The organism is Lentzea sp. CA-135723, from assembly GCF_050936595.1.
GTDB lineage: Bacteria > Actinomycetota > Actinomycetes > Mycobacteriales > Pseudonocardiaceae > Lentzea.
In genome coordinates, this window is sequence record NZ_JBNJMK010000001.1 from 1,359,501 (window position 1) to 1,375,370 (window position 15,870).

Genomic DNA, 15,870 nt, shown 5'->3' on the forward strand with positions numbered 1-15,870 from the left:
TGGTCTCCTCGGGTGGCAGCGGTCGGGTGTCGCGGCGTCAAGCGCCGCTGCGGCGGGCCAGTCGCTGCTGGAGGAGGACCGCGACCACGATGATCGCGCCCTTCGCGACGGCCTGGGCGGAGATGGAGAGGTTGTTGAGGGTGAAGACGTTCGACAGCGTGGTGAAGATCAGGACGCCGAAGACGGTGCCGGCGATCGTGCCGCGGCCACCGGAGAGCAGCGTGCCGCCGATGACGACCGCGGCGATGGCGTCCAGTTCGTACAGACCGCCGTGCGTGGCGCTGCCGGTGGTGGTGCGGGCGATGAGCATGACGGCGGCGAGCCCGCAGCACAGGCCGAGCAGCGTGTAGAGCATGACGGTGTGCCGCTTGACGTCGATGCCGGCGAGCCTGGCCGCCTCGGGGTTGCCGCCGACGGCGAACGTCCTGCGCCCGAACGTGGTGCGGTTCAACAGGACCCAGCCGCCGACGGCGACCAGCGCGAAGATCACGACGAGCACCGGGATGCCGAGGATCGAGGCGTCGAAGAACGCGGCGAAGCCCGGCACGTTCACGATCTGGGTCTTGCGGTTGGAGATGATCTCGGCGAGGCCTCGTGCGGCGGCGAGGCTCGCCAGGGTCGCGATGAACGCCACGACCCGTCCGTACGCGATCAACGCGCCGTTGACGAGTCCGCACGCTCCGCCCACCAGCAGCGCGGTGAACACCATCACGATCCAGTGCGTGTCGTTCGCGATCCCTTGGGTGGCAAGGGTTGTCGCCCACACCGACGAGAGTGCGACGATCGCGCCCACGGACAGGTCGATGCCGCCGCCGGTGATCACGAACGTCATCCCGATGCTCACGACGCCGATCACGGCCGCGAGCCGCAGGATGGTGAGCACGTTGTCGACGTCGGCGAACCGGTCGCCCGCGGTGATCACCCCGCCCAGGCACAGCAGGACGAACGCGACGACGAGGCCGGTGTTGCGTCCGGCGGCGGACCCGAGCAGGGCCGAGAGGCCGGAGGTCCTGGTGACGGGCGGGCTCTTCTGCGTGGGCACGGCGGTGTCCTCGCTCATGCGGCGTGTCCTTCCATGACCAGGTCGAGGACCCGGGACTCGTCGATCTCGTCGGCGGGGCCGTCGTGCACGACCCGGCCCTCGCGCACCACCAGGACCCGGTCGGCGAGCCCGAGGACCTCCTCGACGTCGCTCGACACGACGACCACGGCCACTCCCCGGTCGGCCAGGTCGCGGATGAGCTCGTAGATCTCGCTGCGCGCACCGACGTCGACGCCGCGGGTGGGCTCGTCCAGCAGCAACACCCGGCACTCGCGCAGCAACCACCGCGCGAGCACCACCTTCTGCTGGTTGCCGCCGGAGAGCCCGCGCACCACGCGGTCCACCCCGGTGGGCCGGACGTCGAGCGCCTCGGTGAGCTCGCGGGACCGGGCCCGTTCGGCGCCGTCGTCGAGGAACCCGAAACGGGCGAAGGCCGACATCGACGAGACGGTGATGTTGCGGAACACGGCCTGGTCGAGCAGCAGTCCCTGGCTCTTGCGCTCCTCCGGGCACAGGCCCATGCCTGCCCGCACGGCCGCGCCCACGCTCCCCCGCCGCAGCGCCCTGCCGTCGACCTCGACCGTGCCCGCCGCCCGCTTCCTGGCGCCGTAGATCGTTTCAAGGATCTCCGAACGCCCGGAGCCGACGAGTCCGGCGAGCCCGACCACCTCTCCGGCGTGCACCGCGAGGTCCACGCCTTCGAACCGGGCGCCGTCGGCCAGCCCGCGCACGCGCAGCACCTCGGGCGCGGCCGGGTCGACGGGTTTCCGGTGCGGGTACACGTTCTCCAGCACCCGGCCGGTCATCAGCCCGATCAGCTCGGACGTCTTCACCTCGCGCGCGGGCAGTCCCGTCGCGACCGTGCGGCCGTCCTTGAGCACGGTCACCCGATCGCCGATCTCCCTGATCTCGGCGAGCCGGTGCGAGATGTAGACGACGGCGACCCCGTGCGCCGTCAGGTCCCTGATGATCCCGAACAGCACCCTGACCTCGTCCGGGTCGAGCACCGCCGACGGTTCGTCCATGATCAGCAGCTGCCCGTCCAGCGACAACGCCCGTGCCATGCTGACGATCTGCTGGTGCGCCACGGACAACCGGCCGACGTCGCGGTCAGGCGAGATCTCCGGATGTCCCAGCCGTACCAGCAGCTCCCTCGTCCGCCGCCTGGCCTCCGCACGCCGGGTGAACCCGGCCGTCGCCAGCTCGTGCCCCAGGAACACGTTGTCCGCCACCGACAACCCGGCGACGAGGTCGAGCTCCTGGTAGATCGCGGCCACCCCGCTGCGCATCGCCGCCGTCGGGTTGCCTAACGACACGACCTCCCCGCGCCAGCGGATCTCCCCCTCGTCCGGCCGGTGCGCGCCGGACAGCACCTTGATCAACGTCGACTTGCCGGCGCCGTTCTGCCCGAGCAGGCAGTGCACCTCACCGGCACGCACGTCGAAGTCCACGCCCTGCAGGGCCAGCACGCCGGGAAAGCGCTTCACCAGTCCCTGAACCGAGAGCAGTGCCGAGCTCGTCATTGAGTCCTCCGGGCCCCGGCACCCCTTGTGCCGGCAGGAAGTTCGGCCTAACGAGAACTCACGCTAATGAGACGCTTCCGAGGTGGACAAGACGATCGGGGTGGCGCACATCGGCCATCTTTTCCCTTGACTGCGGTGCCCGTTTCAGCCTGTCGTGCCGAGTTCCAGCGTGACGTCGGTCAGCGGCGCACTCGTGCAGGTCAGCACCTCGCCATCGTCGTCCCGCGACACCCTTCCTTTCAAGAGCTTCGCGACGCACTCGTGGCAGCTGCCGACCGTGCACGAGTACGGCATCGGCAGTCCCGCGGCGAGCCCGGCGTCCAGCAGCGTCTGTCCCGGTTCCACGACCGCCTCGCCCACGGGCCGTCCGCCGGACTCGACGCGCATCCGTTGCGGCGCCGGCGATCCCGTCGCCGTCGACGCGCTGGTGTAGCTCTCGACGTGCACGCGTTCGTCCGGCAGGTCCAGGGCCTTCACCGCGATGTCCATCAGAGCCTCGGGGCCGCAGAGGTAGTACTTCGCGTCCGGCCCGAGGTCCGCCGCCCACCGCTGGACGGCGGGGGCGTCCAGGCGTCCGTCGCGGGAGGTCAGGACGTGCTTGAGGGTGAACCGGCCGGGGTGCTCGGCCACGAGCCGGGCGAGGTCGGCGGCGAAGATCGTGTCCGCCTCGGTCCTGGTGCTGTAGAGCAGGGAGACGCGCTCGCCGGGGCGGGCGAGCAGGGTGCGGGCGATGCTCATCATCGGCGTGATGCCGCTGCCCGCCGCGATCAGCGCCACCTCGTGGCCGGGTTCGGCGTGGAAGGTGCCGGACGGGCCGCGCACGGACAGCCGGTCGCCGGCCGTCAGAGTCCTGACGTGGTGGGAGAAGAGGCCTCCTTCGACCTGTTTGACCGTCACCTCCAGCCTCGTCGTTCCCGGTGCCGAGGATGCCGAGTACGGCCTGCGCACCGGGGTGCCGTCGATCTCGGTCACGAGCGTGAAGAACTGGCCGGGCCGGAAGTCGAACGGCCGGTCGCCCTCCAGCACCAGCGTGACGGCGCTCGGGGTCTCCTCCCGCACCTCAACGACCCGCACCTCGTGCCACGGTTCCCGCACCGCGCGACGGGGTGCGGGGGCCGCGACGTCGAAGCCCTCCTTGCGCAGGCCGGAGCGGTAGGCGAGGTTCATCGCGGCCCTCATCAGCCGCTTCGGCATCAGCTCGGCGAGCTTCACCAGCAGCCGGTTGCGCGAGTTGGCGGCGAGGTGCAGGCTCGCCAGCGCCATCAGGTCGGGCACTCCCTCCGGCGTGGCGGCGGTCCACAGCCGGGCTCGCGTGACCGCGTCGTTCGCGCTCAGTTCGGCGGCCTCGACGTCGACGAGCAACGCGGCGTGCGGCGGGATTCCCCTCAGTGCCAACGGTTCCAGCAGCGCGGGGTCGACGGTGATCACCGCCCGCCCGCGGACGTGCAGCACCCCCGTCCGGCCGGGGACGAGCGCGGCGAACGAGATCCGGTCGTCCTGGAGCAGGTTGTGCAACGTGTCGGCGCGTTTGTTGCCGCGCCGGTCCGCGATCAGCAGCGTGCGGCCGTCGACGATCCGGGCTACCGCTCCCTGGTCGCCGCGGGGGCTGGTGTCGCTGCCTCCTTCGGCGTCCCAGGTGGACAGAACGAGGAAGGGCGAGGCGGCGAGGAAGTCCGCGACGCCGGGCGATCCCAGCGGACCCTCTCCCGCGACCGTCGCGACTGCCGGCTTCCCCGGCGGTTGCCACAGCCCCGACCTCAGCACCGCCTGCGCGCAGTGCACGTACACCTGCTCGATGTCGAGCCGCCCTCGCCGCACGGTTCCGTTGACGCGCAGGGTCTCCCCCACCCCCGGCAGCAGGAACACCAGCGACGCGGGTCCGTCCGCCTCCTCGCACAGCGCGAAGGAGATCCGCGTCGGCGAGTGCACGCGGGCGAACCCCGGCACCCCGCCGACGTACGTGGTCCGCCACGAGCCGTCCACGCCCAGGTACCCGAACCCCGCGACGGGACTGCGCGCGAGCACCTCCACGCACCCGTCGTCCAACGCCCCGAGCTGCTTCTTCATGATCACCGCGGGCGCGCTCCCGATCACCCCCGTCACGGCCTCGGCAGTTGTCAGGAGGTTGTTTTCCCAGCTCATAGCAATATTATGAGCTTTTGCTCAGATCTTGAATACTCGCTTTTGAAGGGTCGATCATGCCGACGCACAGCCGGGACGTAGGGCCACGTCGCAAGCCCAGTCAGGTCCGCGCGGAGCTCACCAGGGACCGCATCCTGACGGCGGCTGCTCACGTTTTCTCCGAGCACGGCTACGCCGCCGGCACCACGAACCGCATCGCCGACCGCGCGCGGGTGTCGATCGGTTCGCTGTACCAGTACTTCCCGAACAAGGACGCGATCCTGGCCGAGCTGATGGTGCGGCACATCGACCGGGGCACCTGGACCGACGCCGACCGGCTCGACTTCTCGCCGGGCAGCCTGGAGTCCGTCGTGCGGGCGCTCGTGCGCGACGCGATCGACAACCACCGCGACGACCCGCGGCTGCTGCGGATCATGATCGAGCAGGGTCAGCTCTCCGACGACCTGCGGGACACGATCACCCGGCACGGCGCGCAGCGGGTCGCCCAGGTGCGCGACGTGTTCGCCCGCCACCCCGACGTGCGGGTGCGGGACCTGGACACAGCGGTCGAGCTCGTGGTGTTCACGGTCGAGCTGAACACGCACCGGCTGGCGGCGCTGCACCGGGACGTCGAGACGGTGGAGAACGAGCTCGTCGACATGGTGACGCGCTACCTGAGCGGGTGACCCGAGCTGCGACGTTCCGACATTGGTCGGATCTGTTCCGGAAAATCCCGGTACAAGCTGGGTGATCCGTCCCTTGACGGCCGTGAGACATCGGATGTTCACTGATGGCCCGTTCACCTTCATCCTGCTTCGGAAGGTGCTAGATGAGGTTGTCCCGTCTCTTGCCCACCGCCGTGCTCGTAGGCGCCTCACTCACCATCTCTCCCGCCACCGCCGCTCCCGGCGACGCCGCGTTCTCCTCCTCCGCGGGCCGCCTGGACGTCGACTACGCCAGTTACCTGTCCAAGCACGACGTCGTCTACAACCGCCCGAACTCCAACCCGAACTACGGGCTGACCGTCGGCAACGGCCGCACCGGCGCCATGGTGTGGCAGTCCGGCGGCCTGAACATGCAGGTGTCCAACGTGGACGCCTCGCAGCAGACCGCGTTCGGCGCCGGCATCGTCAACCTCGCCACCACCCCGGCGATGGACGCGGGCTACAGCACCTACCAGCAGCGGCTGTCGCTCTACGACGGCACGCTGACCACGAAGTACGACAACAACCGCACCGTCACCATCATGGGGCAGCCCAACTCCGAGGTGATGGGCATCCACGTCGAGGACAGCCGCAGCGTCAGCGCCGTGACGCTGGAGCTGTCGTTGTGGGACGTCGCGAACCTCGGCAACAGCGGTGACGTGCCGGACATGAACACCTGGCGCACGGTCAGCAGCTACGCCGACGCGACCGGCGCCGGGATAAGCCGCGGGCAGACCGACGCGCAACGCTTCGGCTACACGCTCGCGGCGACCGTGGAGGGCGCGAGCTACAACGCGTCCGTCGTGAACAACAGCCGGGTGCGCCTGTCGATCACGCCGTCGTCGAGCTACACGGTGTGGTTCACGGTCTCCACGCGCCTGAACGCGCCGAGCAACAACTCGATCAACCAGGCGCGGAACGCGTTGAACGCCGTGAAGGCCACCGGCTACAACACGACGTACAACAACTACCGGAACTGGTGGCACAGCTTCTGGAACAAGTCGTTCGTCCAGTACGGCGGTCTCAACGGCGAGGCCGACTACCTGGAGAACGTGTACTACCTGTCGACGTACCTGATCGCGGCCGGCGGGTACGGCAACTACCCGTTCCACTTCATCAACGGCGTGTTCCGGGCGACCGGGGACAGCACGAAGTGGAGCAACGCGTACTGGTACTGGAACCAGCGCGACGTCTACAACTCGTTCCTCGCGTCGAACCACGTCGACCTGATGAACACGTTCAACAACCTCTACAGCCGCAACTACAGCGCGTTGAAGGCGTACACGCAGACGCGGTACGGCATAGACGCGCTGTGGGTGCCCGAAACGATGGGATGGGACGGCAACGCGCGCGGCACCGTCAACAGCGATTTCACCAAGAACGTGCTGTCGACGGGCTATGAGGCCGCGTTCAACATGTACCTGCAGTACCGGTACACGAACGACGCCAACTATCTGCGCAACGTGGCGTACCCGTACATCCGCGAGGTCGCGAAGTTCTACTCGCGCACGCTGTCGGTCGACTCCAACGGCCAGTACTACATGGCCAACTCGCACGCTCACGAGACGTACTGGAACGTGCGCAACGCGATCACCGACCTCGCCGCGGTGCGCAGCCTGTTCCCGATCGCGTTGCAGGTGTCGCAGCAGCTCGGGCTGGACGCGAACCTGCGGTCGGAGTGGCAGCAGATCCTGAACAACCTGGTGCCCTACCCGCAGCAGAACGGCACGTACCTGGCGCACCAGCCACCATTGTCGCAGACCCGCAACGGCGAGAACGTGGCGGCGGAGCTCATCTGGCCGTACAACGTCACCGGCATCGGCTTCCCGGACTACCAGACCGCGCTGAACACGTGGAACACCAGGCCTTTCCCGTACGGCAACGTGTGGGCGAACGACGCCGTGCAGGCCGCACGGCTGGGGCTCGGTGATCAGACGTTCAGCGGCATGAAGCGGATGCTGCAGCAGTACCAGAACTATCCGAACGGGTTCACCAACAACACGAACGGCGTTTTCGAGTACCACGGTGTGCACCTGTCGGCGATGAACGAGGCGTTGCTGCAGTCGTACAACGACAAGATCCGGGTGTTCCCGGCGGCGCCGACCAGTTCGTCGTTCGTCGGCAAGTTCACGTTGCTGGCCAAGAACGGGTTCCTGGTCAGCTCCGAGCGCGAGGCGAACGAGACCAAGTACGTCGGGCTGCGCAGCCAGTGGGGTGCGACAGCGCAGGTCGTGAACCCGTGGGGCACGCAGCAGGTCCGGGTCCGGCGCACGTCGGACAACGCCGTGCTGCTGACGACCTCGGCGGCCGAGTTCCAGTTCGCCACGGCCACCGGCGGCACGTACGTCGTCGAGCGGACGGCCAAGCCGCTCACCTCGTACGCGACCACCCGGCTCACCGGCAGCCAGAACCAGGTCGCGAAGTCGTTGAGCGGCACCGCGTCCACGCTCGGCCTCAACGCCTCGGGTGGCGGTCTGATCAACAACACCGAGGGCAGCTACGACAACAACTGGCACCTGACCACGAACCGCGGCTACGGCGACTACAACGACGACACGCACCACTCCACCACCGTCAACGCCGCGGCCACGTACACGTTCACCGGCACGGCGATCGAGTACATCTCCGAACGCAACGGCGACATGGGCACGGTCGACGTCTACCTCGACAACGTCTTCCAGGCCACGGTGGACCTGCGGGCGACCGGTGCCCGGCAGGTGCAGCAGGTGGTGTGGCAGAGGTCCGGCCTCACCAGAGCCCAGCACACGATCCGCGTCGTCAACCGCAGCACGTCGGTCGGCATGATCGACGCCTACCGGATCACCCCGTGAGCACGGCGTTGAGCCCGCTCGCCTGAGTGCGCCAGTCGCGCTGGTTCGGGGTCGCCCCGGACCAGCGCTGGCCGATGCGGTTCAGCGCGTCCCGGTCCGACGCCCACACGGTGTCGGACTGCTGGCGCGCGAACCGCTGGTAGGCCTCAGCGTTCGTCGCCTTGTAGAGGTCGTTGAGGTAGCGCATGAAGATGCCCTTGAACTGCTTCTGGTTGTCGTCGCAGTTCGCGTTGGGGTCGCACGACTCGGTGAGCACGCCGTTGCGGGTGAGGCCGGTGATCGCGGAGTCCGCGAGCCGTTTCGCGGCCGTGAGGTACTTCGCGTCGCCGGTCGCGCGGTAGACCTCGGTGAGCCCGCCGATGCCGAGGCCCTGGTTGTAGGTCCACACGGTCTGGCCGTTGTTGCGGCAGTCCTGCGTGATCCCGTCGTTGACCAGGCCGGTCGAGTTGATCATCCCGCTGGCCAGGTACCAGTCGGCGGCCGTGCGCGCGCGTTGCAGCCACACGGTGTCGCCCGGCGTACGGCGGTGGATCGACGCCGTCAGCCTGACGTACTGGCCGTTGGTGACGGCGTTCTTGTAGGTGCGTTCCCGGTCCCACCACACACCGCCGTTGCACGTCCGTGTGTCCCAGTACTGGTGCACATAGGTCGCGATCGTGGTGGCCATCGTCAGGTAACGCCGGTCCTGTGTGTGGTCGTACGCCGCCACCCACGCAAGACCCCACCACGCGCTGTCGTCGATGGACCGGCTGATGAAGTCGCCCTCGATCGGGTCCGTGCTGCGCTGCCCGGCGGCGAACGGCACCCGGTTCACGTCGAACGTCCGGGCGATCACCCAGTCGTAGTCGCGGAGGCCCGAGTCCATCACGCCCGTGAGCGTCGTGGCCGAGTTCCACCAACTCGACTGCCACCACGCCGTGTACGGCTCGTAGTCGTAGAGCAGCGCATCAGCCGCAGCGCGCGCACGGCTCGGTGCGGGCCGTGCCCAGGCCGTGCAGCTGCCTTCCTGATGGGCCGCTTCCCTGCCGCACGCCCTGACGGCTCCGCCGTAGTGACGGCCGCGCGGGTCCCTGGTGGCGAACATGGTGGTGCGGGTCGTGGTCGCTCCTGCCGGCGTGGCGGTGCGGCCCAGGCTTGAGCCTCCCGGCCAGCTGGTGCCCGCGTCCCAGGAGCGGTCGAGCCACACCTCGTCCCCGGCGCCACTTGCCTCGATGCTCGCGAACGCCATGCCGTTCGCGTCGGTGTGCAGGCGGATCGTGCGGCCGTACAACGTGGTGGGCGGCACGGGCTGCACCGGGGTGACGGCTTGGGTTGGGCTCGTGCGGTCGCAGAGCACGTCGCACACGGTCGGGTAGATCCAGTCGGTGCAGGTCACGGCCTGGGCGTCACCGCAGGCGCGGATCAGGCCGCGCCGGTGGTGGCCGGGATCGGTGACGTTGTACATGAGGGTTCTGGTGCCGGTCCACGTGCCCGGGATGCTCGCCCGGCCGAGGAGACCCTCCCAGGTGGCGCCGCCGTCCCAGGAGCGGTCGAGCCAGACCGAGTCGCCGGTGACACCGTTGTCGATGCTCGCCCAGGCCATGCCGTCGGGGTCGGAGGCGTGCAGGACGAGGCGGCGGCCGTTGATGAGGCGCTCGGGCACCGGGAAGGTCTCCTGCTTGGCACGGGAGGGGTCGAGGGTGTCGCAGGACAGGACGCACACGGCCGCGGCGGCGGCGAAAGGGGCCGCGGAGGAGGAAGGCGGCGACGCGCTGGGGCTGGAGGGCAACGCGGTCGGGCTTCCCGGCGAGGCGGCTGGGCTGGAAGGCGGTCCGGCTGGGTTGGAAGGCGACGTGCCTGGGCTGGACGGCGGGGCGGCTGGGCTGGACGACGGGGCGGTCGGGCTCGACGGCGGCCCGGCTGTCGTGTTGTCCGGTGGCGCTGCCGGCGCCAGAACCATCAGCAGGGCCACCACCACGTGCAGCAAACCGACCACCCCCGACGTCGCGGACGATCCGTGAGAACGCTCTCATGGTCTTGGATCCGGCGCCGCCCGGTCAACCGGCAGAAAAAGTCAGGGCAACCCGCCCGCCGCCCGACCGCATTCATAGGGGTGAGGGCACCTGTGGAGGTGCCACTGACGTTCGGGGTGCAGGGCAGTGCGCACAGGACTGGTGATCGCGGTGACCGTCTTCGTGCTGGCCGTCGCCGCACTCGCCCTCGCCGCGCTCACCCTCACCGGCGTCGAACGGCCTCCCGAGCAGCGGCCCACCGTGATCAGGACCGACGACATGAAGACCCGATGACGCCGGGCTGGGAGGCGGAGTTCGCGCGGCTCTACGACCGGTGTCAGGAGTCGATGCGCTTCACGGCGTTCCTGTTGTGCGGCAACTGGCACGAGGCCGAGGACGTGGTGCAGGCAGCGTTTCTGAAGCTGTACCTGGTGGGGCCGGGGCTCGCCGACCACAGCGGCATCGAGAGCTACCTCCAGCGGATCGTGGTGCGGACGTTCCTCGCCGAACGGCGGAAGGTGCGGTGGCGCCGGGAGAAGCTCACCGACGCGCCGCCGGAGAGCCTGTTCACCGCGCCGGACGCCGAGGACGGGCTGGTCGTGTGGGACGCGCTGGCGAAGATGCCCGCGCGGCAACGGGCCGTGCTGGTGTTGCGGTACTGGAACGACATGAGCGTGGACGACGTCGCCGCCGCGCTCGGCTGTTCGACGGGCACCGTGAAGTCGCAGAGCAGCAAGGGTTTGCAGACGTTGCGGCACCGGCTCGGCCCGGGGTTCGGGCACGCACGGCTGGAGGTGTGATGGAGCACGAGGACACCCTGCGCGCCACTTTCCGCACCCTGCGAGGGGAACGGGTGCCACCGGACGCCCACGGCGCGGCCGGCGTGATCAGGCGCGGGCGGGCCGTGCGGTCGCGCCGGCGCACGGCCGCCGTGGTGGGCACCGCGGTCGCGACGGCCGCCGTCGCCGCGCTGGCCCTGGCGCTGCTGCCCGGACCGCCGACCACCCCGGAGCCGGGTGCGCCGCCGGCCGAGACGACCACGACGGTGCTCACAACACCAACGGACTTGCCTCCCGGACGAACCTCGCCGTAGCCCGCGGATTCCGGAACACGTGCACCGACGCGTCCGAGCTGTTCACGGCCTTCAGCAGCGCGGGCCGGTGCCTGCGGCGCCACGACCAGACCCAGCGCCAGAAGTCGAGGTTCTCGCGTGAGCGCAGCAACGCCTGCCAGGCGCAGCGCGGGAACGAGTAGTCGAGCAGCAGCACGGTGTCCGCGCGCCGCAGGCGGACGTCGAGCACGTCGTACGGGCCGAGGTCGCCGTCCATGACCCACTCGTGGGCGGCGGCCAGTTCGCCCTGGACGACCTCCCACAGCTCGAGTGGCAACGGCTCCAGGTTCGGGCCCCAGAAGTGCTTGTCCAGCTCGACCACGGGCAGGCCGGTCGCCGAGCCGAGGGTCCTCGCCAGGGTCGACTTGCCCGCGCCGCCCCGGCCGAGGATCACCACGCGCCTCATCGCGCCACCCGCTGCCGCGGCGTCGGACATTCTCTCTCCCCCAGCGTCACTTCATCAGGTAGGTGCCCTTGTCGAGCACCGCTTCCAGCGCCGGCCCGTCCTTCGCCGTGAACCTGCCGTGCGCCAACGGAATCCCGACGGCTCCGGCCAGCACCACCAGCTTCACGTCGGCCAGCGCCTCGATCGCCGTGCGCAGGTCCTCCGCCGCGCGACGAGCCGACGACAGCGCGCTGACGTACAACACCGCGGCCACCACGACGGACGGCCACCACAACACGCCGACCAGCAGGTAGCCGAACGCCCACGCGGCGCGCAGAGACGCTGCCGTGTAACGGTCCCACGCCAGCTGGGTCATCGCGCGTTCGTCCGAAGAGGACAGCTGCCACAGCCGGGGCCACACGCGGACCAGCGCGACCCCGTACTGGGCGGCGATCCGTTGCTCGGCCAGCCGGACGGCGTCCCCGATGCGGGTGGCACGGGCGGGCAGGTACCTCTCCGGCACGGTGTACCCGTCCGGCGCGGCGGCACGGGCCCGCCGGACTCGCCGGCGCAGCAACGGGCGCAGCACCAGCAGGGCCACGCGGCCGTTGCCGGTCCACGTCCGCGCGACGAACCGGCTGAGTTCGGCGGCGAGTCCGGCGCACGCGGTCGCGATCACGGCGCCGCCTGCCGCGAGCAGCACCAGCTGGCCGTTCTGCTTCGGCACCGCGAGCGCGCCGAGGCGGGCGGCAATGGCGGTCACGTCGAGGGCGCCTACGGGACGCACCCACCACGCGAACGCCAGCACCAGGGTGAACAGCACGCCCGGCAGCGCGAGGAGGTTGATCCAGCGCTCGGCCAGTTTGGTGCCCAGCCCGGACAGCAGCTTGTCCACTACGGGTCCAGCCGCTGGACGGACGGCGTCATCGGCCGGTCGTCGAGGTTGCACCACGGCTCGGACGCGTCGGCGCCGCGGCCCTGGCCGGGGCAGGCGAAGCGCGGGCAGGTGAACCGCTGGCCGATCGGCGCCGCCTCCCACCACGCCTGCAGGCCCGCCGCGCCGTCGCCCCGGTAGTCCGTCCCGAGGTCGAGCATCAGGTTGTGCATGGCCTCGTGGGCCGGGCGGCCGTCCTTGACGGCCTCGACCTCGGCCTCCAGCTCACGCCTCCAGCCCATCTGGTCGGCCGTCGCGCGCAACGACGGCAGCCGGTCGCAGAACCACGCGACGGCCAGCGCGGCCTCGTCCGGGCGCGCCGGCGGTTCGGGTTCCTGCTTGCCACGGCGGAAGAACGACGGCATGTCCCCCAACTCCCCTCGGTGGATCACCGTATCAAGGTCCGATGTGCACGAACGGGGCCCAGCGCGCGGGGTCGTCCGGGACGCGGGACCGCAGTGCGCGTTGGGCCGCGTGCAACGCCAGCGCGGGCGTTCGGCCCGCGATCAGGTGCGCGTAGAACTGGTCGGCGACGACCGGGCCGTCCTCGCTGCGCATGTGCCACAACGTGCCGACGACGTGCGAGAACCCGTGCAGGTGCAGGGCGGCGGCCGGGTGCAGCGCCTCGTCGAGGTTCTCCGAGTCAGGGACGGCCGTGACGCACGCGGACAGGAACGCCACCTCGTTCGCGCCCGTCTCCATCCCGGCGAGCTCGTCCAGGCCGAGGCTTCCGTCGTGCAGCACGAGACCGTTCATGTCGCCGTGGCACGCGAAGTGCGCCCACGTGCTGCCGGGCAAAGCGGCCTTCACGGCGGCAACGGTGGCCGTGCTCTCCGCGAGCCGAACGGCACCGTGCACCCGTGCCGCGAGCAACGAGGCTTCCTCGTCGGCGTGCGGCAACGGTGCCCACGACGTTCCCGGCGGTGTCTGCTCCAGCGACGTGATCAGCATCGAAGGCTCGGCAACCGGCCGGTGGCCGCGGCGCGCGTCCAGCAGTGACCACAGGCTGGGTGTGTACGACGAGACCACGCGGTCCAGCACGGAGTCGCCGTCGCGGCCCGCCAGGTGCACCGGCACGGGCGTCAGCGCGCCGGTCGGGCACCACCAGATCCGCCGGTCCCGCCCCAGGTGCGGCTCGACGGCGTCCAGCACGGGCGCGGCGACGGCGTCCCACAGCCGGGGCGCGATGTGCCGGGCGTTCATCCGCCGGGTCGGTGCGTCGAGCAGGCCCTCCGCCCACGCCCGCGCGTCGCCTTCGGTGAGATCGGGCAGCGGCACGTGCACGGGGGCGGCCGCGGCGAGCACGATGATCGCGTCGCACCGCTCGGCGCCGGCGTTGACCAGCACGACCGGGCCGTCCGCGGCCGCCTCGCGCAGGTCGGCGAACCGGATCTCGTGCCCGAACGTCCGCCGCTGCGCCAGCTCGTCCCACTCGCGGGCGAGCTCTGCCCTGCCCACGGCCTGCCGGTGCACGGCGAGCAGGTCGTCGTCCGCGCCGGCGTCGTAGCCCGGCTGTTGCAGGGCCGCGCTGATCTCGGCGATGCGCGGCTCGTCGCCGGTCGTGGCGCGCAGCTCCCGCACCTGCGCCCAGATGACGGTGCGGCTGAGCTCCAGCAGTTCGACGGCGCGTTCGACCCTGCCCGCGGTCAGCGCGAGCGTGGCGACGGTGGCGGGCGCGAGCCGCGACTGGTTCAGCACCGCCTGCCGGTCCGCCCTGCTCAGGCCGAGCGACGCGGCCCTGACCACGATCCGCAGCACCTGTTCGAAGTGGGCGAGCGCCGTGTCGGGGTCGCCGCTCTCGAGCGCGCGGATGCCGCGCATCGCCGTGGCGAAGTGCACGAGCTGCCAGGGCGGGTCGGGCAGCGCGTCCACGCGGTCGAGCGCGTCGAGCAGGTCCGGTGCCTCGAAGTCGCCGAGGTGCCCCAGTGCGTTGAGGCGGTGGTCGAGGACGTCCGACCGGTCCTCGCCGGGTTCGGCGAGCCACCGTCCGGTGAGCGCGACGACCTCGTGCAGGTCCGCCGGGTCCTGGTCGCGTTCGTACCGGACCACGAGCGCGCCGGCGAGCCTCATCTGTTCGGGTTCGCCGATCTCGCGCAACAGTGTGATCGCCTCGTCGAGGTCGGTCCACATCAGCAGGATCGCGCGCATGAGGCGCGCTTCGACCGGGTCGACCCGCGCGGCCTTCTCCATCAACGCGTGCGCGCGGGCGGTGTCGGCGGGCGTGTCGCGCAGGACCAGGGCGTGCGCGAGCGTCAACGCGATCTTGGCGCGCCGAGCCTTGCGGACGGTGAAGTGCGGCCGCCTGTGCAGTCCTTCGAGCAGCCGGATCGCGACGTCGAGGTGCGCGCCCGCGTCCGTCTGGACGTGGGCCTTCACCAGCGTCTCGGCGAACTGGTAGCGCGCGTCGCCGTCGTCGAGCAGCGGGGAGAACACGTGGGTCCACGACCGTTCCTCCAGGCCCGGCAGCGTCGCCATGGTGCGCAGCATCGCGTCGTCGAGCGGCTCGCCCTCGTCGAGCTTCGCGAGCTGGGTGCGTGCGAAGACGGTCATGGCGAGCTGGCTGCGGTAGGGGTACCGGACGAACTCGCGTTCGAGCCGCGTCACCTCGGCCTGGACGCCGGGGTCGGCCGCCTTCCCCGACTTGATCATCCGGTGCACGACCATCGCCCGGACCAGGCGCGGGAACAGGTCGAACAACCACGGCGCCGACACGACGAGGAACACCGCGGCGACGAGCATCGACCCGCCGATCGTCACCGTCACCGGGACGTCGGTGAAGAACCCGATCTCCAGGTACTCGGAGAGCGAGATGTCGTTCCCGGCGGTGTGGATCCAGTACGGGACGACCACGCAGCACGGCACCATCAGGAACATGAGGACGGTGCCGAGGCCCAGGCCGAGCGGCCGGTCGCGCAACGCGCGCCAGCCGATCGCGATGTCGCGCAGGTGCCCCCGGACCATGGAGATCGTGAACGCGGCGAGGATCAGCATCAGCGCGGGGAAGGTGAAGATCACTATCGGCCCCGGCGCCAGGATCCACTGAGGGCGTCCGGTCTCGGAGTCGAAGACGTAGCCCTTGTTCCCGAAAACGTGCTCCGGCGGCAGGTACGCGAGGGTGTAGCGCCGCCAGCCGACCCAGGCTCCCCACGCCACCACGGCGAGGACGACGGCGGCGATCGCGGCGAAGCGCGCCCGGTTCCCCATGCGGCCCAGCTTGGCAGATCATGA

14 protein-coding genes are annotated in these 15,870 nt (G+C 70.4%); 6 read left to right on the top strand and 8 right to left on the bottom strand.

Annotated elements, in window-relative coordinates; all coding sequences use genetic code 11:
- Positions 1–37 precede the first annotated feature (37 nt).
- The 3 genes from ACQEU1_RS05920 to ACQEU1_RS05930 all read right to left on the bottom strand — a co-directional run bounded on the left by ACQEU1_RS05920 (position 38) and on the right by ACQEU1_RS05930 (position 4,707).
- A complete protein-coding gene (locus ACQEU1_RS05920; protein ID WP_433197035.1) occupies positions 38–1,060 on the bottom strand; it encodes an ABC transporter permease in 1,023 nt (340 codons plus the stop codon).
- A complete protein-coding gene (locus ACQEU1_RS05925) occupies positions 1,057–2,565 on the bottom strand; it encodes a sugar ABC transporter ATP-binding protein (RefSeq protein ID WP_433197037.1) in 1,509 nt (502 codons plus the stop codon). The genes ACQEU1_RS05920 and ACQEU1_RS05925 overlap by 4 nt, the downstream gene beginning before the upstream one ends.
- 144 nt (positions 2,566–2,709) lie before the next feature.
- Positions 2,710–4,707: an FAD-binding oxidoreductase gene (locus tag ACQEU1_RS05930; RefSeq protein ID WP_433197039.1), complete on the bottom strand. Its 1,998-nt coding sequence runs from the start codon at positions 4,705–4,707 to the stop codon at positions 2,710–2,712.
- Between the two features lie 56 nt (positions 4,708–4,763).
- Between ACQEU1_RS05930 and ACQEU1_RS05935 the strand changes: the two genes are divergently transcribed.
- Both ACQEU1_RS05935 and ACQEU1_RS05940 read left to right on the top strand, forming a co-directional pair.
- Entirely contained in the window at positions 4,764–5,372 is a 609-nt protein-coding gene (locus ACQEU1_RS05935; protein ID WP_433197041.1) for a TetR/AcrR family transcriptional regulator, read from the top strand.
- A 143-nt stretch (positions 5,373–5,515) separates the two neighbouring features.
- On the top strand, positions 5,516–8,221 hold the full coding sequence (locus ACQEU1_RS05940; protein ID WP_433197043.1) for a glycosyl hydrolase family 95 catalytic domain-containing protein: 2,706 nt from the start codon (positions 5,516–5,518) through the stop codon (positions 8,219–8,221).
- On the opposite strand, the gene ACQEU1_RS05945 is transcribed toward ACQEU1_RS05940, so the two are convergent.
- Entirely contained in the window at positions 8,211–9,863 is a 1,653-nt protein-coding gene (locus ACQEU1_RS05945) for a glycoside hydrolase family 76 protein (protein ID WP_433197045.1), read from the bottom strand. The two genes, ACQEU1_RS05940 and ACQEU1_RS05945, sit on opposite strands and share 11 nt — an antisense overlap.
- 37 nt (positions 9,864–9,900) lie before the next feature.
- Here ACQEU1_RS05945 and ACQEU1_RS05950 point away from each other — a divergent pair, with 37 nt between their 5' ends.
- The 4 genes from ACQEU1_RS05950 to ACQEU1_RS05965 all read left to right on the top strand — a co-directional run bounded on the left by ACQEU1_RS05950 (position 9,901) and on the right by ACQEU1_RS05965 (position 11,305).
- Positions 9,901–10,221, top strand: a complete 321-nt coding sequence (locus tag ACQEU1_RS05950) for a hypothetical protein (protein WP_433197047.1) — start codon at positions 9,901–9,903, stop codon at positions 10,219–10,221.
- Between the two features lie 138 nt (positions 10,222–10,359).
- Positions 10,360–10,506 (top strand): hypothetical protein, encoded by a 147-nt coding sequence (locus tag ACQEU1_RS05955; protein WP_433197049.1) that lies wholly within the window; start codon positions 10,360–10,362, stop codon positions 10,504–10,506.
- On the top strand, positions 10,503–11,012 hold the full coding sequence (locus tag ACQEU1_RS05960; protein WP_433197051.1) for an RNA polymerase sigma factor: 510 nt from the start codon (positions 10,503–10,505) through the stop codon (positions 11,010–11,012). The genes ACQEU1_RS05955 and ACQEU1_RS05960 overlap by 4 nt, the downstream gene beginning before the upstream one ends.
- Positions 11,012–11,305, top strand: coding sequence for a hypothetical protein (locus ACQEU1_RS05965; RefSeq protein WP_433197053.1), 294 nt, complete (start codon positions 11,012–11,014; stop codon positions 11,303–11,305). The genes ACQEU1_RS05960 and ACQEU1_RS05965 overlap by 1 nt, the downstream gene beginning before the upstream one ends.
- Here the strand turns inward: ACQEU1_RS05965 and ACQEU1_RS05970 are convergent.
- From ACQEU1_RS05970 to ACQEU1_RS05985, 4 genes are read right to left on the bottom strand one after another with little or no spacing between them, the layout of a single operon-like run.
- Positions 11,262–11,759: a hypothetical protein gene (locus ACQEU1_RS05970; RefSeq protein WP_433197055.1), complete on the bottom strand. Its 498-nt coding sequence runs from the start codon at positions 11,757–11,759 to the stop codon at positions 11,262–11,264. The two genes, ACQEU1_RS05965 and ACQEU1_RS05970, sit on opposite strands and share 44 nt — an antisense overlap.
- A gap of 16 nt (positions 11,760–11,775) precedes the next feature.
- Positions 11,776–12,603 (bottom strand): hypothetical protein, encoded by an 828-nt coding sequence (locus tag ACQEU1_RS05975; protein WP_433197057.1) that lies wholly within the window; start codon positions 12,601–12,603, stop codon positions 11,776–11,778.
- On the bottom strand, positions 12,603–13,034 hold the full coding sequence (locus tag ACQEU1_RS05980; RefSeq protein WP_433197059.1) for a hypothetical protein: 432 nt from the start codon (positions 13,032–13,034) through the stop codon (positions 12,603–12,605). The genes ACQEU1_RS05975 and ACQEU1_RS05980 overlap by 1 nt, the downstream gene beginning before the upstream one ends.
- Before the next feature lie 4 nt (positions 13,035–13,038).
- Complete coding sequence (locus ACQEU1_RS05985) at positions 13,039–15,846, bottom strand: CHAT domain-containing protein (protein WP_433197061.1); 2,808 nt, start codon at positions 15,844–15,846, stop codon at positions 13,039–13,041.
- Between the last annotated feature and the right edge of the window lie 24 nt (positions 15,847–15,870).